At 60.4% G+C, this 19,959-nt stretch carries 19 protein-coding genes; 8 read left to right on the top strand and 11 right to left on the bottom strand.

The features are described 5' to 3' along the window. Positions 1–166: 166 nt before the first annotated feature. The 6 genes from PSTAB_RS04395 to PSTAB_RS04370 are packed head-to-tail and all read left to right on the top strand — an operon-like array spanning position 167 to position 6,859. Complete coding sequence (locus tag PSTAB_RS04395) at positions 167–658, top strand: GspH/FimT family pseudopilin (RefSeq protein ID WP_013981877.1); 492 nt, start codon at positions 167–169, stop codon at positions 656–658. Between the two features lie 8 nt (positions 659–666). Continuing rightward, a complete protein-coding gene (gene pilV / locus PSTAB_RS04390) occupies positions 667–1,224 on the top strand; it encodes a type IV pilus modification protein PilV (protein ID WP_013981876.1) in 558 nt (185 codons plus the stop codon). Beyond that, the gene (locus tag PSTAB_RS04385; protein WP_041771644.1) at positions 1,221–2,072 is read left to right on the top strand and encodes a PilW family protein; all 852 of its coding nucleotides are present in this window, start codon (positions 1,221–1,223) and stop codon (positions 2,070–2,072) included. Before pilV ends, PSTAB_RS04385 begins: the two co-directional genes overlap by 4 nt. Continuing rightward, positions 2,069–2,674, top strand: coding sequence for a PilX N-terminal domain-containing pilus assembly protein (locus PSTAB_RS04380; protein WP_013981874.1), 606 nt, complete (start codon positions 2,069–2,071; stop codon positions 2,672–2,674). Before PSTAB_RS04385 ends, PSTAB_RS04380 begins: the two co-directional genes overlap by 4 nt. Positions 2,675–2,685: 11 nt before the next feature. Further along, the gene (locus PSTAB_RS04375) at positions 2,686–6,411 is read left to right on the top strand and encodes a pilus assembly protein (protein ID WP_172600240.1); all 3,726 of its coding nucleotides are present in this window, start codon (positions 2,686–2,688) and stop codon (positions 6,409–6,411) included. A 34-nt stretch (positions 6,412–6,445) separates the two neighbouring features. Beyond that, the gene (locus tag PSTAB_RS04370; RefSeq protein ID WP_041771921.1) at positions 6,446–6,859 is read left to right on the top strand and encodes a type IV pilin protein; all 414 of its coding nucleotides are present in this window, start codon (positions 6,446–6,448) and stop codon (positions 6,857–6,859) included. A gap of 66 nt (positions 6,860–6,925) precedes the next feature. Here the strand turns inward: PSTAB_RS04370 and ispH are convergent, their stop codons facing one another. From ispH to murJ, 6 genes are all read right to left on the bottom strand, one after another. Further along, on the bottom strand, positions 6,926–7,870 hold the full coding sequence (gene ispH / locus PSTAB_RS04365; RefSeq protein ID WP_013981871.1) for a 4-hydroxy-3-methylbut-2-enyl diphosphate reductase: 945 nt from the start codon (positions 7,868–7,870) through the stop codon (positions 6,926–6,928). 118 nt (positions 7,871–7,988) lie between these two features. After that, positions 7,989–8,426, bottom strand: a complete 438-nt coding sequence (locus PSTAB_RS04360) for an FKBP-type peptidyl-prolyl cis-trans isomerase (protein ID WP_013981870.1) — start codon at positions 8,424–8,426, stop codon at positions 7,989–7,991. Beyond that, complete coding sequence (gene lspA, locus PSTAB_RS04355) at positions 8,419–8,922, bottom strand: signal peptidase II (protein ID WP_013981869.1); 504 nt, start codon at positions 8,920–8,922, stop codon at positions 8,419–8,421. The genes PSTAB_RS04360 and lspA overlap by 8 nt, the downstream gene beginning before the upstream one ends. A gap of 117 nt (positions 8,923–9,039) precedes the next feature. Next, positions 9,040–11,871, bottom strand: coding sequence for an isoleucine--tRNA ligase (gene ileS / locus PSTAB_RS04350; RefSeq protein ID WP_013981868.1), 2,832 nt, complete (start codon positions 11,869–11,871; stop codon positions 9,040–9,042). Position 11,872: 1 nt separating this feature from the next. Further along, on the bottom strand, positions 11,873–12,823 hold the full coding sequence (ribF, locus tag PSTAB_RS04345) for a bifunctional riboflavin kinase/FAD synthetase (protein WP_013981867.1): 951 nt from the start codon (positions 12,821–12,823) through the stop codon (positions 11,873–11,875). A gap of 84 nt (positions 12,824–12,907) precedes the next feature. Then, positions 12,908–14,455 (bottom strand): murein biosynthesis integral membrane protein MurJ, encoded by a 1,548-nt coding sequence (murJ, locus tag PSTAB_RS04340; protein ID WP_013981866.1) that lies wholly within the window; start codon positions 14,453–14,455, stop codon positions 12,908–12,910. Positions 14,456–14,676: 221 nt separating this feature from the next. Here murJ and rpsT point away from each other — a divergent pair, with 221 nt between their 5' ends. Further along, positions 14,677–14,955, top strand: a complete 279-nt coding sequence (gene rpsT / locus PSTAB_RS04335) for a 30S ribosomal protein S20 (protein WP_003288018.1) — start codon at positions 14,677–14,679, stop codon at positions 14,953–14,955. 89 nt (positions 14,956–15,044) lie between these two features. Here the strand turns inward: rpsT and PSTAB_RS04330 are convergent, their stop codons facing one another. From PSTAB_RS04330 to rplU, 5 genes are all read right to left on the bottom strand, one after another. Then, a complete protein-coding gene (locus PSTAB_RS04330) occupies positions 15,045–15,509 on the bottom strand; it encodes a CreA family protein (RefSeq protein WP_013981865.1) in 465 nt (154 codons plus the stop codon). Positions 15,510–15,517: 8 nt separating this feature from the next. Then, positions 15,518–16,636 carry a glutamate 5-kinase gene (gene proB / locus PSTAB_RS04325; RefSeq protein WP_011912148.1) on the bottom strand — a complete coding sequence of 373 codons (1,119 nt, stop codon included), beginning with the start codon at positions 16,634–16,636 and terminating at the stop codon, positions 15,518–15,520. 106 nt (positions 16,637–16,742) lie between these two features. Then, complete coding sequence (cgtA, locus tag PSTAB_RS04320; RefSeq protein ID WP_013981864.1) at positions 16,743–17,960, bottom strand: Obg family GTPase CgtA; 1,218 nt, start codon at positions 17,958–17,960, stop codon at positions 16,743–16,745. 157 nt (positions 17,961–18,117) lie between these two features. Further along, positions 18,118–18,375 (bottom strand): 50S ribosomal protein L27, encoded by a 258-nt coding sequence (gene rpmA / locus PSTAB_RS04315; protein WP_011912146.1) that lies wholly within the window; start codon positions 18,373–18,375, stop codon positions 18,118–18,120. A 35-nt stretch (positions 18,376–18,410) separates the two neighbouring features. Continuing rightward, positions 18,411–18,722 carry a 50S ribosomal protein L21 gene (gene rplU / locus PSTAB_RS04310; RefSeq protein WP_013981863.1) on the bottom strand — a complete coding sequence of 104 codons (312 nt, stop codon included), beginning with the start codon at positions 18,720–18,722 and terminating at the stop codon, positions 18,411–18,413. A gap of 241 nt (positions 18,723–18,963) precedes the next feature. Here rplU and PSTAB_RS04305 point away from each other — a divergent pair, with 241 nt between their 5' ends. Next, positions 18,964–19,932, top strand: coding sequence for a polyprenyl synthetase family protein (locus PSTAB_RS04305; RefSeq protein ID WP_013981862.1), 969 nt, complete (start codon positions 18,964–18,966; stop codon positions 19,930–19,932). Positions 19,933–19,959 lie beyond the last annotated feature (27 nt).

Here is a 19,959-nt window from a genome sequence, read left to right as displayed (position 1 = left end):
TGAATTGCTTGAGCAGGAACACGAACATCGACGCCGTCACAACTTGATTTGACGCAGATCGAAGGGCCGACCGCCCATCCACGTATATGTGCCAACCATCTTCCGCAGAAGGACAGACACACTGGTGCATTTGCATTATTCGCTCACGATTCTCTTGGAGCACACCATGTCACGCCGAACCGACATGCACGGATTCACCCTGATCGAATTGATGATCACCTTGGTGTTACTTGGCATATTCGCCGCGATTGCCGTTCCCAGTTTCAACGCGCTGATCCGCGGCAACCAGGTGCAAAGCAAGGCGGAGGAGCTGGTCACTTTCCTGCAGTTCGCTCGCGGCCAGGCTGCGCTCAATCGGCAACCATATGAAGTGCAGATCAAAAGCAACGCGCCATGGGAAATCCGCAAAAGCGGCAGCAACGAAGCCGAGCGAGTTCTCGAACACAATCCGGAGCACGCTGAAATACTCAGTTCGGCCCTGAGCGACAACAAGCTCGTGTATCGCCCCAACGGGACCGCGACAGCCGCCAAGTTCACCATCTGCCGCGAAGCAGACCCCACCACCGGCTACTTGCTCGAAGTACAACCCAGCGGCGGTCTCGTTCTTTACCCACGAGGCCAGAAAGATGGAGCCGCCTTGGACAGCTGCACCCCATGAGGAAAGCGATGAAAACCAATAAAGGCTTCAGTCTGATCGAAGTGCTCGTAGCGCTACTGCTGACCACCATCGGAGTACTTGGAATGGTGGCGCTGCAAGGCCGCAGCATCCAATACACCCAGGACTCCGTACAACGCAACACGGCCATTCTTCTGTCCGGAGACCTTATCGAAATCATACGGGCACACCCGAAAGAGCTTTTCAACACCTCCCCTCCAAAGTTCCCCATGAACAGCGGGTTAAAAAGCAGCTCGATGTTCTACAAGGAGGCCGGAAGCGATTTCATTGATCGTGAAAGCTGCGTCGCTAGCCCGACCCGAATAGCGCAGACAGCAAAAGAGTTGCGTGACTGCTGGGCGGACAAGGTGGAAGCAGCGCTACCTGGCGGAGCCGAGCTGTTCGACAGCGATACCTACATCTGCCGAAGCTCCACGCCGGGCAATTGCGACGGCCAAGGCTCGATGCTCGAGATTCATATGGCCTGGCAAGTTCGAGAAGGCGCCTGTCTCGACTCGAGCAATACCGACGACACCGTCTGCACCTACACCGTTCGGGTAGAACCATGAAACACATGAAACATGAAGTCGGCCTGTCCATGGTCGAGCTGTTGATCGCGTTGGTTATCAGCAGCTTCCTCATCCTCGGGATCACCCAGGTTTATATCGACAACAAGCGCAACTACGTTTACCAGCAGAATCAGGCGGGAAACGTGGAAAACAGCCGTTTCGCCGCTCTTGTAATCAACGACTATCTGGGCAAGGCCGGGTATCGTCGCTCGCCTTCGGCATTGCTAGATATCGTATTTCCTGCCCGTGGAGCTACCGGCGGATGTCAGGCATTCAGCGCAGGCCACGCAGCCACTGGCCTCGACCCCGACGAAGGGATCGGTTTCTGCATCCGATACCAGCCACAGGTGAGCAACGAACTTGACTGTCAGGGCGTTGCCAGCCCGGTCGTATACAACGAGGCATTCCCTTCGTCGCCACCAGATGCGAGTGAACTCACCGTTCTGGCTTTCAAGTATGAGCCAAGTAGCGACGGGGAATTGCAGAGCGGCGCGCTGCTTTGCAAGAGCCTGAACGCCCCCAGCCCACAGTACGGTGAGGTGCTTCGCGGCATTGCCGATTTCCGGCTCGATTTTGGGGTTGGCAAAGCAGACATGCTGGAAAAGGAAGTCACGACATTCATCTCGCAAGCCGACTGGACGCCGGCCAGCGGCGCCATTCGCAGCGTGCGCTATTCGCTGCTGCTCACCAGCCGTGCCAGACAGCGTGACAGCGACGATTCGAAGGTGCTTGCCGATTGGCTCGTCGAGGCACCCGCGGATGAACAAACCCGTCTGCAGGACGCAGACAGCGGACGTATCTATCAAGTTGCAGGAGCAACTCAGACCCTAAGGAACCTCATGCCATGAGCCTTAACACTCGCAAGTCTCAGGGCGGCGCGGTGCTGCTCGTATCACTCGTCATGCTCCTGGTCCTAACGGTGCTTGCGGTCAGCAGCATGCGTGGCGTGACGCTTGAATCACGTATAACGGCAAACCGCGCCCAAGACATGAAAACGCAGAACATTGCGGACGCGGCATTGCGGGAAGCTGAGTTTCGTTTTTACGGTCCTGGCAACTTGGCCGACAAGCTTGAAGCTAACGCGGCTAACTGCGAGACCTCGAACACGATAAAGCTCAACGGCATCAATAAGCCATGTCTGCTTGAAGTAGAACCCGATCGCCGCCTGGCCTTCGTAGACCAGCCGCAACTCATCAGCGCGGACGACCTGTCGATCACGTCGAAAGTCTGGATGCCTTACCGTGGCACAGACCCCGCCGCAGAAACTGAAGCAGATGCGTCCTACAACAGCATTCTGGCGGACGAGACCGGCAACGCAGCCCTGAACGCGGAGTATGGCGGCCGTGGCGAAGGGAACGGCACCTACTTCTACCTCAACAATGGCAAGACTGGCGATGCTCTTTATCTGCAGTCGACGCACGCCAACATCTACCTTGGCCTTAACAATTGAGAGCCGACATCATGTTTCGTTTTCGAACCTATTCTCATGCCAAGACGCTGTCGTCTGCGTTGTTCGGCGTGGCACTGCTGAGCGCAGTCAACAGCTTTGCTGCTGTATCACAGAGCCCATTAAGTCTTACTGTTGGCGTCCCGCCAAACATGTTGCTGACACTGGACGACTCGGGCAGTATGCGCTGGGCTTTCGCGCCTGATAGCATGGGAGCTACTCATACAACGCGCAGGGCCAAATCGAGCGATTACAACCCGATTTACTACAACCCTAATGTGATTTATAAAGCACCCATCGTTTTCACAACGGCGGGCGTCGAGCAACAGCTATCAACGAGTTTCACTGCTGCTTGGCATAACGGTTTTAATACCACCGTTGGCTCAGTCGACCTTAGCAAGGCCAACTACCGCGTATCTTGGGACGTACCGATCACCAATGCACCTTCGAGCTATACGTACGCGGACTTCACAAAGTACGGCGGAAGCACTGGAACCTTATTCCGCTTAGCGCAAAATCCCGCAGCAGACTTCAGCGCTAGCGCTAGCCGCACAACTAACGATACCACCCCGGTTACCGTGGGCGACATCACCTTCGCTATCACCCGAACTGGCAAAAACAGCTGTACAGCGACCGCAACGATGGCAGGCGTGACTGTAACTGCGGCCTGCACCGGCTCTAACAATAGCTTCACAGCTAGCTTAACCCAAGTCAGCGTCCCCCCTTACTATTACAAATATGACGCTTCTATCTCCCCGACATGCACCACTGTCAATGACAGTTGCTATCGTCTAAATTTCATCAGCACGGACGAACGTCAGAATTTCGCTAACTGGTACTCCTTTTACCGTAACCGCGCTCTTTCCACAGTGACTGCGGCTGCACTGGCGTTCTATGACTTGTCGCCCTCGGTGCGCCTAAGCTGGCAGAGCCTAGGTAACTGCACGACGTTCAGCAGTACCGACCCCAATAGCCAATGTAAAAACAACGCTTTCAAAGAATATTCCCCAACTCATAAAGGGCAACTCTACGCGTGGCTACGAACTATTGCCTTTGACCAAAGCACGCCCTTGCCAGCTGCTCTCAAAAGAGCTGGTGAGTTCTATACCACAAGCACGCCGTGGCAGAAGAACCCTAACGGCACGGGCAACACTCCGCAAAACACATATGCCTGCCGGGCCAGTTACCACATCCTCATGACCGACGGACAGTGGAACGCCACGACCACGATGCCAAGTAATTTCCGTCATGACGCGGCGAACTTTACATTGCCCGACGGACGAGCCTACAGCCAACGCAAGCCCTACTACGACAGCACGAACGAAACCCTGGCTGACCTTGCGATGCACTACTGGGCTACAGACCTCAATCCAAATCTCGACAATGATCTGCCCGCTTATATGCCTTTCAAAAGCGGGGACAACACCACAGATTACTGGGATCCGCGTAATGACCCAGCGACCTGGCAGCATATGACGAACTTCGTCATGGGTCTGGGGCTGACCGAGTCCTTGAACAATGCCAGCATTCCCTGGGCTGGCAGCACATTCGCAGGTCAAGGCTATTCCAACCTACTCGCAGGCACAGCCAACTGGCCAGCTGCCTCCAGCGGCAGCGCTAACAACGTCTACGACCTCTGGCACGCTGCCATCAACTCTCGCGGCGAGTTCTTCAGCGTCGACAGACCGGAGGCGATGGTTAAGGCATTTGATGACATCCTGTCCCGCATCGCTGATCGCAAATCCACTGCGGCGAGGCCCGCAATCAACTCTGGTCAAGTCAGCACCGACGAGAACAACAACGGTACGGTAAAGACAGTCTCCTATCAGACGTCCTATGCCAGCGACGACAACTGGTCGGGCGACGTCAAGCGTTTCGAAAAAACGTGGAGCGCTCAAAACAACGCATTCGAGACTTCCGAGATATGGAGTGCCAAGAATCAGGTGCCTGGGTGGCAAAGCCGCAACATCAAGATGGCTGGCAATACGAACAGCGGCCTGGTGAACTTCAGCTGGGAAAACGCCGGCGCTGCGAATACCGACGGCACGTTAGCTAACCTGCTCAGCCGCGACCCGGAAAATAGCAACCTGCCCGACACACTTGGCCAACGCCGACTGGAGTATCTGCGCGGCAAGCGCAGTGATGAGGGCTCACCATTCCGCCACCGCAGTGGTGTATTGGGAGATTTCTATTCATCAAGCCCAGCCGTGGTCACAGGGCCACGTTACCTCGTCAACTACAGCAACCGGCTGGAAGGGAACACTGCTTACTCGACCTTCGCGACCAGCATCGCCAACCGCACGCCGCGCGTTTACGTGGGCGGGAATGACGGCATGCTGCATGGCTTCAATGCACTGACCGGCGTCGAAGAGTTCGCCTTCGTCCCCAGCGCGGTTTTCCACAAGTTGAACAAACTGACCGGAAACAATTACAGCCATGAGTTCTATGTCGACGGCAGCCCAGTCGTAGCCGATGTCTATAACGGCACCGAGTGGCGCACCATCCTGGTCGGTACCTTGAAGGCAGGCGGCAAATCCATTTTCGCACTGGATATCACGTCCCCCGGAAGCGAAGAGCTGCTATGGGAATTCGATGACAGCAGCCTGCCGGCTGACGCAGCTGTGAAGATGGGCTATAGCTTCTCCCAGCCTACGATTGCGCGCCTGCACACCGGAACCTGGGCCGTCGTATTTGGTAACGGCTACGAAAGCGCCAACAACACCAACGGCAAGGCGGCTCTGTTCATCGTCGATGCAATGGAAGGCACCCTCCTCAAAAGCCTTGAGGTTGAAGGCGTAAACGGCATTGCCAACGGCCTTTCGACGCCGAAGCTTGCCGATTACAACGCCGACGGCGTAGCTGATTACGCCTATGCAGGAGATCTGCAAGGCAATCTCTGGCGTTTCGACCTGCTGCGTAACGGTCGTAGTGATACGGCGCCCTTCACCACCGAAGATGACAGTGAAAACGCCATTGATGACTTCGAGGTGGCCTTTGGTGGCCAACCGCTGTTCAGCGCCGTGGCAAACACCGGGACCAAAGGTCGTCAGCCCATTACATCAGCACCAAGCCTAGTGCTCCACCCTACTGGCTTCGGCTATCTGGTCGTATTCGGTACCGGCAAGTTCTTCGAAACCGGCGACAAGGAAGGCGACAAGAGTTTCGCCCAAACGGTATATGGCATCTGGGACAAACAGACGCTGGGCGAGGAAGCAAGTGACCCGAATATCGCTCGCAGTAGCTTGCAGGAACAGACGATCACAACCCAAACCACCGTCGAGGCCAACGGCACCACGCGCCAAGGTCTCGTACTGAGCAATAACAACGTCAGCTGGCAGGGCAGTGACACCCAAGCGGCACAAAACGGCTGGTTTCTGAACCTGCGCAAGAGCCAGGGGGAGATGGTGGTGGAAAACATGTCGCAGCTGGGCCGCACGATCTTCTTCCAGACGCTGATCCCTAACGATGATCCATGTGGTGACGGCGCGAACAACTGGACCTATGCCATCAACCCCTTCACAGGCGGCAGAACGTCCCACAACGCCTTCGACTACCGCCCGACAACGGACATAGGCACAACCAACGTCTCAGCCATCCGCCAGGACGGTGAAGGGGGCGGCACGCTATCGCAGGATTCCGATGGGACCTACCAGTATTGCACAGGCCAGGAATGCGTTAACGTCTACCCAGATCCGGCCAGCCTGGGCCGCCAGAGCTGGCGCCGGGTCGAGCAGGAGTAGCAGCCGGATGAACTCAGTATTAATGGAGCAGTACATGAAGCGCGCTCAGAGCGGTTTCACCCTGATCGAGGTCATGATTGTCGTCGCAATCATCGGGATCCTGGCGGCGATCGCCTATCCCAGTTATGACGAGTACGTTAAACGCGGTAACCGTACCGAAGGCCAGGCGCTGCTGAACGATGCAGCCGCTCGACAGGAGCGCTATTTCGGCCAGAACAACGCCTACGTAACCGCCGACGCGAATATCGCCAAGCTGGGTCTGAAGAACGGCAACACTTCGGAAACAGGCAAGTACACGCTTTCCGTAGGCTCTACCAATGGCGACGGCGGGTATACGCTGACAGCAGAACAGGATTTCGGCGACGCTAAATGCGGCAACCTGACTTTGAATGCCCTTGGCATCAAAGGTAACACTGGCAGCAAGAGCGCAGCGGATTGCTGGCGTTGAACTGAAGGCGCTCCGCTAGACAATAAAAAAGGGGTCTCTAAAGACCCCTTTTTTGACGAGAAAGCATCACAGTGCCTTAACCCGCAGTTCCTTCGGCATGGAGAACGTCACGTTCTCCGGCCGCCCTTCCAGCTCGGCCATGTCGCTGGCACCCCACTCTTTCAGCCGCTCCATTACCCCACGCACCAGCACCTCTGGCGCCGATGCGCCGGCGGTGATGCCGATACGCTCGACGCTCTCGAACCATTCTCGCTTGAGGTCCTCGGCGCCGTCGATCAGATAGGCCGGGGTGTTCATGCGCTCTGCCAGCTCACGCAGACGGTTTGAGTTTGAGCTGTTGGGGCTGCCGACCACCAGTACCACGTCGCATTCATCGGCCAATTGCTTTACCGCATCCTGGCGATTCTGCGTGGCGTAGCAGATGTCGTCCTTGCGTGGACCGCCGATGCTCGGGTACTTGCTGCGCAGCGCGTCGATGACGCGACTGGTGTCATCCATGGACAACGTGGTCTGGGTGACGAATGCCAGGGTCTCGGGGTTGCGCACCTGCAGCTGAGCGACATCCTCTTCATCCTCGACCAGATAGATCGCACCGCCATTCCGCGAGTCGTACTGCCCCATGGTGCCTTCGACTTCAGGGTGGCCCTGGTGGCCGATGAGGATGCACTCGCGCCCTTCACGACTGTACTTGGCCACTTCCAGATGCACCTTGGTCACCAGTGGACAGGTGGCGTCGAACACCTTCAGGCCGCGTTTCTCGGCTTCCTGTCGAACGGCCTGTGAAACGCCATGGGCGCTGAAGATGACGATGACGTTGTCCGGCACCTGATCCAGCTCCTCGACGAAGACCGCACCGCGGGCACGCAGGTCTTCCACGACGAACTTGTTGTGCACGACCTCATGTCGCACATAGATCGGAGGACCGAAGACTTCCAAGGCGCGGTTGACGATTTCGATGGCGCGATCTACACCCGCGCAGAAGCCGCGAGGGTTGGCGAGTTTGATTTGCATGATGGGTCTCGGCACGCGAAGGCTTGATGACGGGGGAGTGTAACGCGATACGTGCGGGCTTTCTCGGGTGCCCTTCGTCAGCCAGCGGACGCGAACGCCTCCGCCGACTGCGAGCCGGTTACACCGGTTTGACGTCGATGATTTCGACTTCGAACGTCAGGGTCTTGCCAGCCAGAGGATGGTTGAAGTCGACAGTGACCTGATTGTCATCGAAGGCCTTCACCACCCCTGGCAGCTCAGTGCGGGCCGCGTCCTGAAAGCTCACCATCAAGCCTTCGGAGAGCTCCATCCCGGCGAACTGACTGCGTGGCATGACCTGCACATTCTGCTGGTTGACCTGACCGAAGCCCTGCTCCGGCGCAATCTGCAGGGTGCGCTTGTCACCTGCCTTGAGTCCGTAGAGTTGCTGCTCGAAGCCTGGCAGCAGGTTGCCATCGCCCACCTTGAAGGTGGCAGGCTTCTTGTCGAACGTGCTGTCGACCAGCTCACCCGTCTCCAGGCCGAGCGCGAAATGCAGGGTGACTTCCTTGTCCGGCCCAATGCGCTGTTCAGTCATGTGCGGCTTCTCCGGTCTTGTTGCCCTTGAACATATCCAGCGCCAGCATCACGGCGCCGACGGTGATGGCGCTATCGGCGATATTGAATGCAGGGAAATACCAGCGATTCTGCCAATGCACCAGGATGAAATCGACCACATGGCCCAGCACCACGCGGTCGTAGAGATTGCCAATCGCACCGCCCAGAACCAGCGCCAGCGCGACGGCCAGCCAGGTTTCGTTCGGTTTTAGACGCTTAAGCCAGACCACCAGCACAGCGCTTACGCCAATCGCGATCACGGCAAACAGCCAGCGCTGCCAGCCACCGTGATCGGCGAGGAAGCTGAACGCCGCACCGGTGTTGTAAGCCAGCGTCCAGGCGAAGTAGCCGGGAACTACGTCGACCTTTTGATACAGGCTGAAATTGGCCTCGAAGTAGTGTTTTGTCGCCTGATCGAAGGCGATCACCAGCACACTGAGCCAAAGCCAGGGGAGCCTGCCGAAACGTGCACTCATACCGCAGCCTCCGCTAGCACACCGCGCGGCAAGGTGGTGGTGGTCCTTTCCCCACCGAAACGGAAGGCCACGTCGTAATGGGGGGCTGAAGCCCACCCTACGGCAGTAAGCACAGAGTCACGCATAGTGGCGAACCTCACCAGCACCTTCGATGTTCTCGATGCAGCGCCCGCAGATTTCCGGATGCTCGGCATGAGCACCAACATCTGGAAGGTGATGCCAGCAACGCCCGCACTTGCTGTGCTCGGTCTTCTTGACCACCAGCTTGAGGCCGACCAATTCGCTGTCCACGGCTTCGGCTGGCGCCTGGGTCAGTGGTGCGATATCGACAGCAGAGGTGATCAGTACGAAGCGCAGCTCGTTGCCGAGCTTGGCCAACTCTGCAACCAGGGCATCTTCGGCATACAGCGTGACTTCGGCCTGCAGGTTACCGCCGATGGCCTTGGCGTTGCGCTGGTTCTCCAGCTCCTTGTTTACCGCCGCCTTGACCTCCATGACCTTGTCCCAGAACGGGCGACCCAGCTCGAAGCCTTCCGGCAGCTCGGCAAGCCCTTCGTACCAGGTATTGAGCATCACCGACTCGTTACGCTCGCCCGGCAGGTACTGCCAGATCTCTTCGGCGGTGAACGCCAGGATCGGTGCGATCCAGCGCACCAGCGCCTCGGCAATGTGGTACAGCGCAGTCTGGCAGGAACGCCGCGGCAGACTGTCGGCGCCGGTGGTGTACTGGCGGTCCTTGATGATGTCCAGATAGAAGCCGCCCAGCTCCTGCACGCAGAAGTTGTGCACCTTCTGGTAAACGTTCCAGAACCGGTAGCTGGTGTAAGCCTCCTCGATCTCGCGCTGCAGCAGCAGCGCACGGTCGATGGCCCAGCGATCCAGCGCAATCAGCTGATCATTCGGCACCATGTGCTGCGCCGGGTCGAAACCGTCGAGATTCGAGAGCAGGAAGCGCGCGGTGTTGCGGATGCGTCGATAGGCATCGGCGCTGCGCTGCAGGATCTGCTTGGAAACCGCCATCTCGCCGGAATAGTCGGTGGCCGAGACCCACAGACGCAGGATGTCGGCGCCCATGCTGTCGGTGATTTCCTGCGGCGCGATGACGTTGCCGAGGGACTTGGACATCTTGCGGCCGTTCTCATCCACGGTGAAACCGTGGGTCAGCAGGCCCTTGTACGGCGCATGACCGTCGATGGCCGCGCCGGTCAGCAGCGAGGAATGGAACCAGCCGCGATGCTGATCGGAGCCTTCCAGATAGAGGTCGGCACGCGGCCCCTGCTCGTGGCCCATGGGGTGCGAGCCGCGCATCACGTGCCAGTGGGTGGTGCCGGAATCGAACCAGACGTCCAGGGTATCGGTGATCTTCTCGTACTGCGCCGCTTCGTCGCCGAGCAGCTCGGCCGCGTCCAGCTTCGACCAGGCCTCGATACCGCCCTGCTCTACGCGCTGCGCCACCTGCTCCATCAGCTCGACGGTGCGCGGGTGCAGTTCGCCGCTTTCCTTGTGCAGGAAGAACGGGATCGGCACGCCCCAGGTGCGCTGGCGCGAGATGCACCAGTCCGGGCGTCCGGCGATCATGCCGTGCAGGCGCGCCTGCCCCCAGGCCGGGACGAACTCGGTCTGCTCGATGGCGTCCAGTGCACGACGACGCAGCGAACTGCCGTCATGGGCAACCTTGTCCATGCCGACGAACCACTGCGCCGTGGCGCGGTAGATCAGCGGCGTCTTGTGCCGCCAGCAGTGCATGTAGCTGTGCTGGATCGACTCGTGCTTGAGCAGCGCACCCACCTCGGCGAGCTTTTCGACGATCACCGGATTAGCCTTCCAGATGAACTGGCCGCCAAAGAACGGCAGATCCGAGACATAGACGCCGTTGCTCTGCACCGGGCCGAGAATGTCGTCATTCTCCATCCCGTAGTGCTTGCAGGAGCGGAAGTCGTCCTCGCCGTATGCGGGCGCCGAATGGACGATACCGGTACCGGCACCGGTTTCCACGTAGTCGGCCAGATAGACCGGAGCGAAGCGCTCGTAGAACGGATGACGGAAGCGGATCAGCTCCAGCGCCTTGCCTTCGCAACGGGCGATGATTTCACCGGCCAGGCCATAGCGCTGCAGACAGGACTCGACCAGTTCTTCGGCCAGCACCAGCAAGCGCTCGCCGGTGTCCACCAGCGCATAGACGAACTCGGGATGCACGTTCAGCGCCTGGTTGGCCGGAATGGTCCAGGGCGTGGTGGTCCAGATGACGATGCTGGCGGACTTGGCCAGACTGGCCAGGCCGAACGCGGCGGCCAGCTTGTCGGCGTCCTCGACATCGAAGGCGACGTCGATGGCATCGGATTTCTTGTCCTGATACTCCACCTCGGCCTCTGCCAGCGCCGAACCGCAGTCGAAGCACCAATTCACCGGCTTCAGGCCCTTGAAGACAAAGCCACCCTCAACCATCTTGGCCAGGGCACGAATTTCCCCGGCCTCGTTGGCGAAGTCCATGGTCTTGTAGGGGTTGTCCCAGTCGCCCAGAACGCCGAGACGAATGAAGTCGGCCTTCTGCCCTTCGATCTGCTCGGCGGCGTAGGCGCGGCAACGCTCGCGGGTCAGATCCGCTGGCTGGTTCTTGCCGAAGGTGGTCTCGACCTTGTGCTCGATGGGCAAGCCATGGCAGTCCCAACCCGGTACGTAAGGTGCGTCGAACCCGGCGAGGGTACGCGAACGCACGATCATGTCCTTGATGACCTTGTTCACCGCATGGCCGATGTGGATGTTGCCGTTGGCGTACGGCGGGCCATCGTGCAGGATGAACTTCGGGCGTCCCTCGCCGATCTGCCGCAGCTTCCGGTACAGGTCGATGCTGTTCCAGCGCTGCAGAATCTCCGGCTCGCGCTGTGGCAGACCGGCCTTCATCGGAAATGCCGTGGACGGCAGATTGAGGGTCGCTTTGTAATCGGTCATTTCAGTCCTGACTCGTCATAAGGGATGAAGCCCGCCAGTAATCACGGGCAGCGGCGATGTCCGCATCGATCGCCGTCTTGAGCGCCTCAAGCGAGGCAAAGCGCTGCTCGTCGCGCAGCTTGCGATGAAAGGTCACCTGCACCAGACGGCCATACAGGTCACCCTGGTAATCGAGCAGATGGACCTCCAGATGGGGCTGGCCGTCGCTTTCGACCGTAGGCCGCATGCCGATGTTGGCCACGCCTGCGAACACATTGCCCTCTACCTCGAGTGTCACGACGAACACGCCGCTGAGCGGCGTATTGCGACGCTTGAGCTGCACATTGGCAGTCGGTGCGCCGAGCTGGCGACCTAGCTTTTGCCCATGCATGACCCGACCGGTGATACCGAACGGCCTGCCGAGCAGCGCCTCGGCACAGCCCAGGTCACCGTCGGCCAGCACTTGGCGCAGCCGCGTACTGCTGACCCGCTCGCCATCCACCTCAATGGTGGTCGCGGCCTCAACCGAGAAGCCTTCGGCCGCGCCGGCCTTGAGCAGGAAATCGAAATCGCCGGCGCGGTCGCAACCGAAACGGAAATCGTCACCCACTTCCAGGTGCCGCACGCCAAGGCCTTCCACCAGCGTGGCATGGACGAACTCGGCGGCACTCAGCTCACGCAGGCGGCGATTGAACGCCAGACACAGCACCAGATCGACGCCCTGCTCGCTCAGGAGCTGCAGCTTTTCACGCAACCGGGTGAGCCGTGCCGGCGCCTTGTCCGGCGAAAAGAACTCACGCGGTTGCGGCTCGAAGATCACCACACAACTGGGCAGCCCCAATTCGGCCGCACGCTCGCGCAGCCGCGCCAGGATGGCCTGATGCCCCCGGTGCACGCCGTCGAAATTGCCGATGGTGGCGACGCAGCCCCGATGCCGGGGTCGCAGATTGTGAAGGCCTCGAACCAGCTGCATACCGCACTTCTTGCTTGAAAAGTGGCCGATTATACGCATGTGCCGAGCATCCCGGACAGGTTTGCATCGGCCGGACAGTGGCGATCAATGCCGCAAATGTCGCGGCCGCAACCCCGTCAGCAAGAGCCCGCCGGCAAATGCCGCCAGGCCGGCACAGACCAGCAAGCCCAATTGCAGCGCGCGCTGCTGCCAACCCCACTGGAACCAGTCCTGGGCCGGCACGTTCAGCCACCAGACCACCGCCACCATCGCCGCACAGGCCGCCGCCAGGCGCAGGCCGAACAGCCACCAGCCGGGTGCCGGCCGATAGACGCCGATTTTGTACAGCCCCCAGAAAAGCAGCACGGCATTGAGCATGGATGACAGCGAAGTCGCCAGCGCCAGGCCGACGTGCTGCAGCGGCCAGATCAGAATCAGGTTCATCACCATGTTCGCCACCATACAGATCACGGCGACACGCACCGGCGTCTTCAGGTCCTGACGCGCGAAGAAGCCCGGCGCCAGCACCTTGATCAACATGAACGCCAGTACGCCCAGCGAGTACGCCTGCAGCGCCCGAGCCGACTGCACTACCGCCTCCTCGCTCATGGCGCCGTAGTAGAACAGGCTGGCGATCATCGGTTCGGCGAGAATGCCCAGTGCCAGTGCCGCCGGTACGCCCACCAGCAGCACCATGCGCAGCGCCCAGTCCAGAGTCGCCGAGAACGCCTTGGGATCCTCGCCAGCATGCTGGCGCGACAGGCTCGGTAGAATTACCGTGCCGATGGCGATGCCGAACGCACCCAGCGGCAATTCAGACAGCCGGTCGGCGTAATAGAGCCAGGAGACGCTGCCGGTTTGCAGGAAGGACGCCAGCACGGTATCCAGCAGTAGATTGATCTGGCTCACCGAAACCCCGAACAGCGCCGGCACCATCAACAGCATGATGCGCCGCACCCCCTCGTCACCCCGCTTGACTCGTGGCCTGGGCAGCAGCCCCAGCTTGGCGACATACGGCAGCTGGAAAGCCAGCTGGGCGAACCCGGCGATGAACACGCCCCAGGCCAGCGCCATGATCGGCTGATCGAAATAGGGGGTCAGGAACAACGCCGACATGATCATGCAGACGTTGAGCAGCACAGGCGTGAAGCCGGGCACCGCGAAATAGCCGTAGCTGTTCAGCACCCCCGAGGTGAAGGCCGTCAGCGAGATCAGCATCAGATAGGGAAAGGTGATGCGCAGCAGCTCGCCGGCCAGCTGCATTTTCGCCGGATCGTCATGAAAGCCCGGCGCGAAGACCATCACCACATAGGGCGCGAACAGCACGCCCAATGCAGTCAGCCCTGCCAGAATGAGCCCCAGCATGCCAGCCGTACGATCCACCAGCTGCTTGACGTCCGCCAGCGTGCGCTTGGTGCGGTACTCCGACAACACCGGCACGAAGGCCTGGGCGAAGGCCCCCTCGGCGAACAACCGGCGGAGGAAGTTGGGGATCTTGAACGCGATGAAGAACGCATCCGCCGCCGCACCGGAGCCGAAGTAGCTGGCGACCACCATATCGCGTACCATGCCCAGCACGCGCGACAGCAGGGTCATGACACTGACCACGGCGCTGGAGCGCAACAATCCGCCCTTGCCGATTTTTTCGGACATTTGTCTTCCTAGAGTTGCAGCGAGAGTGATCGACCGGGCGCCCTGCGCCGGCCTGATCGATGGCCAGTTACGACACGAAATGAGGCGGCGAGTTTAGCCTCAGCCCATCTGTCCGGCCAGCTTCTCAAGCCATTCGACCAGGCTTGACAAACGCCCTTCGCATCGGCATGATTCGCGGCCTTATTTGCTTTGCAATCCCCACGTTTTCGAGGAGTTCGACGGTGGCCAACAGCCCTTCCGCCAAAAAACGCGCAATTCAGGCTGAGAAGCGTCGCAGCCACAACGCCAGCTTGCGCTCCATGGTTCGCACCTACATCAAGAATGTGGTCAAGGCCATCGACGCCAAGGACCTGGACAAGGCCCGCGCAGCCTACACCGCCGCTGTGCCGGTCATCGACCGCATGGCCGACAAAGGCATCATCCACAAGAACAAAGCCGCTCGTCACAAGAGCCGCCTGAACGGCCACATCAAGGCCCTCGGCGAAGCTGCTGCAGCCTAACTGCAGGTTCTTGTAAAAAAACCGGCCTAGCGCCGGTTTTTTTGTGCCTGCTTTTTCTGCCTCACCCCGACGGATCCAGACGACGGCAATTATTGCGTCACCGGCCAGGGCAGAATCGGAATCGCCGTCACAGCATTCTGCGGACTACCCTCGATGACCCGATCGCTGTACACGAGATAGACCAGCGCATTGCGCGACTCGTCAAAGAAACGCACCACCTGCATGGTCTTGAACACCAGCGACGTGCGCTCCTTGAACACCAAATCGCCATCCTTGAGCTTGCCCTTGATGCGAATCGGGCCGACCTGACGACAGGCGATGGAGGCTTCCGCGCGATCCTCCGCCAACCCCAGGCCACCTTTTATTCCACCGGTCTTGGCCCGCGACAGATAGCAGGTCACGCCATCGACCATGGGATCATCGAATGCCTCGACGACGATCTTGTGATTCGGCCCGAGCCACTTGAACACCGTGTCGACCGCGCCGATCTCCTCGGCAGCCGCCAGGCCCGGCAGGGCCAATCCCATCATCAGTGCCGCAATCGCCAAGCGCATGGAACACCTCAGACCAGAATCATGTTGTCGCGATGGATCAACTCGGGCTCATCGACATAGCCCAGCAGCTTTTCGATCTCGTCGGATGGCCGCCCGAGAATGCGCTGCGCCTCGGCTGCACTGTAATTCACCAGACCACGCGCCACCTCGGCGCCCTGCGGACCGACGCAGACCACCATCTCGCCACGACGGAACGCGCCCTGCACCGCACGCACGCCGACCGGCAGCAGGCTGCGGTTGCCCTGACGCAAGGCCAGCACCGCCCCTTCATCCAGGGTCAGCGTGCCACGCGTCTGCAGATGCCCGGCCAGCCATTGCTTGCGCGCCGCATGCCGATTGCATTCAGGCGCCAGCAGGGTACCCAGCCGCTCGCCCGCCTTGAGGCGCGACAGCACCTGCTCGATGCGCCCACCGACGATCACCGTGTGCGCACCGGAACGCGCAGCGAGGCGCGCCGCCCGGAGCTTCGTCTGCATGCCGCCGCGCCCCAGGGCGCCACCGGTGCCGCCTGCGACCGCATCCAGCGCCGGGTCGTCGGCACGCGCCTCGCTGATCAGATTGGCTTCGGGGTTATGGCGCGGATCGGCATCGAACATGCCATCGCGATCGGTGAGGATCACCAGCAGATCGGCCTCGACCAGGTTGGCAACCAGTGCGGCCAGGGTATCGTTGTCACCGAAGCGGATCTCGTCGGTGACCACCGTGTCGTTCTCGTTGATGACCGGCACCACGCCGAGATCGATGAGCGTGCGCAACGTGCTGCGCGCATTGAGGTAGCGCTTGCGATCGGACAGATCGTCATGGGTGACCAGAATCTGCGCGGTCTGCTGATCGCAGCGCGCAAAGCTCGACTCCCAGGCACGAATCAACCCCATCTGGCCCACCGCAGCGGCAGCCTGAAGCTCGTGCACCGCCTTGGGGCGCGAAGCCCAGCCGAGACGACTCATGCCGGCGGCCACCGCACCGGACGAGACCAGCACCAGCTCGACGCCCGCCGCTCGCAGCGCCACCATCTGGTCGACCCAGACAGCCATCGCCGCCTGATCGAGCCCTCGACCGTCGGCGGTCAGCAGCGCACTGCCAATCTTCACCACCCAGCGCCGCGCGCCGCTCACCTTGTCCCGCATCGTTCCCGCCTTCCATTCGGCCAAAACACTTCCGGATCGGGCTGCGCACGAGCCAGCCCGTCGATCACCCGCCTGAACCAGACCTCACAGCGGCCCGACGCTCGCGTCAGCGAACGTAGATGATCTCGGCGCCGCCCTCGTCATCATCATCGTCGTCGAAGTCGTCATCATCCGCCTCTTCGACCGACTTGACGCCAGCACGACGCAGCGCCCGCTGATCATCGAGCTCCTGCAGCCGAGCCCGCGCCTCGTCCTCGATCTGCCGATCCAGCTCGGCAAGCGCCTCGGCATACTCCGGCTCCTCGGCGATACGCACGGCGCGCTCGTCCAGGTAACGCATGATCGCCTGACTGAGCGCCTCGGTACCCTCGCTCTCCAGCGCGGAGATGACGAACACCGGTCCTTTCCAGTCCAGCCGCTCGACCACCTGCCGGACGCGCTCTTCGCGCTCTTCTTCAAGCAGCTGATCGGCCTTGTTCAGCACCAGCCAGCGATCACGCTGCGTCAGCGCCGGACTGAACTTCTCCAGCTCGTGCAGGATCACCTCAGCAGCATCGGCAGGGTCACTGCCGTCCAGCGGCGCCATATCGACCAGATGCAGCAGCAGACGGGTACGCGCCAAGTGCTTGAGGAAGCGAATGCCGAGCCCGGCACCTTCCGAGGCACCCTCGATCAGCCCCGGAATATCGGCAATCACAAAGCTCTTGTAGCGACCCACGCTGACCACGCCGAGGTTCGGCACCAGCGTGGTGAACGGATAGTCAGCCACCTTCGGCTTGGCCGCCGACACCGAGCGAATGAAGGTACTCTTGCCGGCATTCGGCAATCCGAGCAGACCGACGTCCGCCAGCACCTTCAGCTCCAGCTTGAGGTCGCGCGCATCGCCCGGCTTGCCTGGCGTTGTCTGCCGCGGCGCGCGGTTGGTGCTGGACTTGAAACGCGTATTGCCGAGCCCGTGCCAGCCACCCTGCGCCACCAGCAGTCGCTGACCAGCCTTGGTCAGGTCGCCCATGATTTCCTGGGTCGCCGCATCGATGACCGTGGTACCTACCGGCACCGGCAGGATAAGGTCTTCGCCTTTGGCGCCAGTGCAATCGGTGCTGCCGCCCTTCTGCCCGTTCTGCGCTTGGAAGCGCCGGGTATAGCGATAGTCCACCAGCGTATTGAGGTTCTCGTCAGCCTCGAGATACACCGAGCCGCCGTCACCACCATCACCGCCGTTGGGGCCACCCTTTTCGATGAACTTCTCGCGGCGGAAGCTCATCATGCCGTTACCGCCGTCGCCGGCCTTTACAAAAATCGATACTTCATCGACGAATTTCATGGGAACGCCTCCCGTCGCAGGACGGGCTTAAGAAACAAGAACGTAAGGATCTTGCGAAAAACCGGACGATCGCCAAGCGGTTCTCGGCAAGAGCCTCACAGGATACAGAAACAAAAAAGCCCCGTCGCATGACAGGGCTTTTCCAGCAACGCCGCAGTTAGGCTGCGACGACGCTCACGTAGCGACGGCCAAAAGCGCCCTTCACTTCGAACTTGACCACGCCTTCGACCTTGGCGAAGAGGGTGTGGTCCTTGCCCATGCCAACGCCATAACCGGCGTGGAACTGGGTGCCGCGCTGACGCACGATGATGTTGCCGGCCTTGATGGCCTGGCCGCCGTACATCTTCACGCCAAGTCGTTTGGCTTCTGAGTCGCGACCGTTGCGGGTAGAACCGCCAGCTTTTTTGTGTGCCATGAGTTCAATACTCCTATATGGGGATTCAGGCCCGATTAGCCCTGAATACCGGTGATTTTGACCTCAGTGAACCACTGACGGTGGCCCTGACGCTTCATGTGGTGCTTACGACGGCGGAACTTGATGATGGTCACTTTGTCGTGGCGGCCCTGGGCAACCACTTCAGCGGTGACTTTGGCACCATCGACCACCGGAGCGCCGATCTTCACATCGTCGCCGTTGCCGATCAGCAGAACGCGGTCAAAGGTGACAGCTTCGCCAGTCGGAACTTCGAGTTTTTCAATCTTGAGGTATTCGCCTTCGGCAACCTTGTATTGCTTGCCGCCGGTTACGATAACTGCGTACATCTTGTATCTCCGTTGATCCTGCTCACCCAGCGCTTTGAAAGAATGATTAGTGGCTGGCATGGCTGCATGGGGCCGGAAGGTGACGCCCGTGCAATTGCGTAAGGCAGGGAAATGCCCAGGGGGAAGTTCAGGGTCCGCGATTGTACGCATGCACCACACCCCGCGCAATAGCCAAAGGGCGTTGCCTTGACAGTGCCAGACCCGCCCCCTAGCATGCCGCGCAATCTGCGAGGAGTCCCCGATGCAACCCCAGCCTTTCTATCAAGTTGTGGCGGACGATTTTGCCGCTGTCGACGGCATCATCCGCAAGCAGCTGACTTCGCGCGTTCCTCTGGTGGAAAAGATCGGGGATTACATCACTTCGGCCGGCGGCAAACGCCTGCGCCCGCTGCTGGTGCTGCTGAGCGGCAGCGCGCTGGGCCATCAGGGTGAGCAATTGCGCCTGCTCGCCGCCATCATCGAATTCCTCCACACCTCCACGCTGCTGCATGACGACGTCGTCGATATGTCCGGCATGCGTCGTGGCCGCTCCACCGCCAATGCGCTATGGGGCAACGCGCCCAGCGTGCTGGTTGGCGACTTTCTATATGCGCGCTCGTTCGAGATGATGGTCGAACTGGATTCGATGCCCGTCATGCGCATCATTTCCCAAGCGACCCGGGTCATCGCCGAAGGCGAAGTGCTGCAGTTGTCGAAGGTTCGCGACGCCAGCACCACCGAAGAGATCTACATGGAAGTCATCCGCGGCAAGACCGCGATGCTCTTCGAGGCCTCGACGCACAGTGCCGCCACGCTGGCCGGCGCCAGCGAGCAGCAGCGCGAGGCGCTGCGTACCTTCGGCGACCACCTCGGCATCGCGTTCCAGCTGGTGGATGATCTGCTCGACTACCAAGGTGATGCCGAAACCCTCGGCAAGAACGTTGGCGATGACCTCGCCGAAGGCAAACCCACGCTACCGCTGATCTACACGATGCGCGAAGGCACCGCCGAACAGGCTGCCCTGGTGCGCAAGGCCATCCAGAAAGGCGGACTGGAAGATCTGGAGAGCATCCGCAGCGCAGTCGAGGCGTCCGGCGCCCTGGACTACACCGCCAAGCTCGCCCGCGACTATGCCGAACGCGCCATCGCCTGCCTCGAAGTCATTCCGGCCAATCAGTATCGCAACGCACTGGTCCAGCTTTGCCGCTTCGCGGTAGCCCGCACGCACTGACACCCTTCTTGACGCTGCGCCAAGCGC

It is taken from the genome of Stutzerimonas stutzeri, from assembly GCF_000219605.1.
Classification (GTDB): Bacteria; Pseudomonadota; Gammaproteobacteria; order Pseudomonadales; family Pseudomonadaceae; genus Stutzerimonas; species Stutzerimonas stutzeri.
The sequence above is the reverse complement of the archived record's forward strand: the minus strand, read 5'-3'. Positions and strand labels throughout refer to the sequence as shown.

Bases quoted from the DNA above. Each gene is read 5' to 3' on its own strand.
- rpmA (WP_011912146.1), bottom strand. From the start codon at position 18,375: ATGGCACACAAAAAAGCTGGCGGTTCTACCCGCAACGGTCGCGACTCA.
- PSTAB_RS04375 (WP_172600240.1), top strand. From the start codon at position 2,686: ATGTTTCGTTTTCGAACCTATTCTCATGCCAAGACGCTGTCGTCTGCG.
- ileS (WP_013981868.1), bottom strand. From the start codon at position 11,871: ATGACCGATTACAAAGCGACCCTCAATCTGCCGTCCACGGCATTTCCG.
- PSTAB_RS04395 (WP_013981877.1), top strand. From the start codon at position 167: ATGTCACGCCGAACCGACATGCACGGATTCACCCTGATCGAATTGATG.
- ribF (WP_013981867.1), bottom strand. From the start codon at position 12,823: ATGCAGCTGGTTCGAGGCCTTCACAATCTGCGACCCCGGCATCGGGGC.
- PSTAB_RS04360 (WP_013981870.1), bottom strand. From the start codon at position 8,426: ATGACTGAACAGCGCATTGGGCCGGACAAGGAAGTCACCCTGCATTTC.
- pilV (WP_013981876.1), top strand. From the start codon at position 667: ATGAAAACCAATAAAGGCTTCAGTCTGATCGAAGTGCTCGTAGCGCTA.
- PSTAB_RS04380 (WP_013981874.1), top strand. From the start codon at position 2,069: ATGAGCCTTAACACTCGCAAGTCTCAGGGCGGCGCGGTGCTGCTCGTA.
- PSTAB_RS04385 (WP_041771644.1), top strand. From the start codon at position 1,221: ATGAAACACATGAAACATGAAGTCGGCCTGTCCATGGTCGAGCTGTTG.
- proB (WP_011912148.1), bottom strand. From the start codon at position 16,636: ATGCGGGACAAGGTGAGCGGCGCGCGGCGCTGGGTGGTGAAGATTGGC.
- ispH (WP_013981871.1), bottom strand. From the start codon at position 7,870: ATGCAAATCAAACTCGCCAACCCTCGCGGCTTCTGCGCGGGTGTAGAT.
- rplU (WP_013981863.1), bottom strand. From the start codon at position 18,722: ATGTACGCAGTTATCGTAACCGGCGGCAAGCAATACAAGGTTGCCGAA.
- PSTAB_RS04330 (WP_013981865.1), bottom strand. From the start codon at position 15,509: ATGCGCTTGGCGATTGCGGCACTGATGATGGGATTGGCCCTGCCGGGC.
- PSTAB_RS04305 (WP_013981862.1), top strand. From the start codon at position 18,964: ATGCAACCCCAGCCTTTCTATCAAGTTGTGGCGGACGATTTTGCCGCT.
- cgtA (WP_013981864.1), bottom strand. From the start codon at position 17,960: ATGAAATTCGTCGATGAAGTATCGATTTTTGTAAAGGCCGGCGACGGC.
- lspA (WP_013981869.1), bottom strand. From the start codon at position 8,922: ATGAGTGCACGTTTCGGCAGGCTCCCCTGGCTTTGGCTCAGTGTGCTG.
- murJ (WP_013981866.1), bottom strand. From the start codon at position 14,455: ATGTCCGAAAAAATCGGCAAGGGCGGATTGTTGCGCTCCAGCGCCGTG.
- PSTAB_RS04370 (WP_041771921.1), top strand. From the start codon at position 6,446: ATGAAGCGCGCTCAGAGCGGTTTCACCCTGATCGAGGTCATGATTGTC.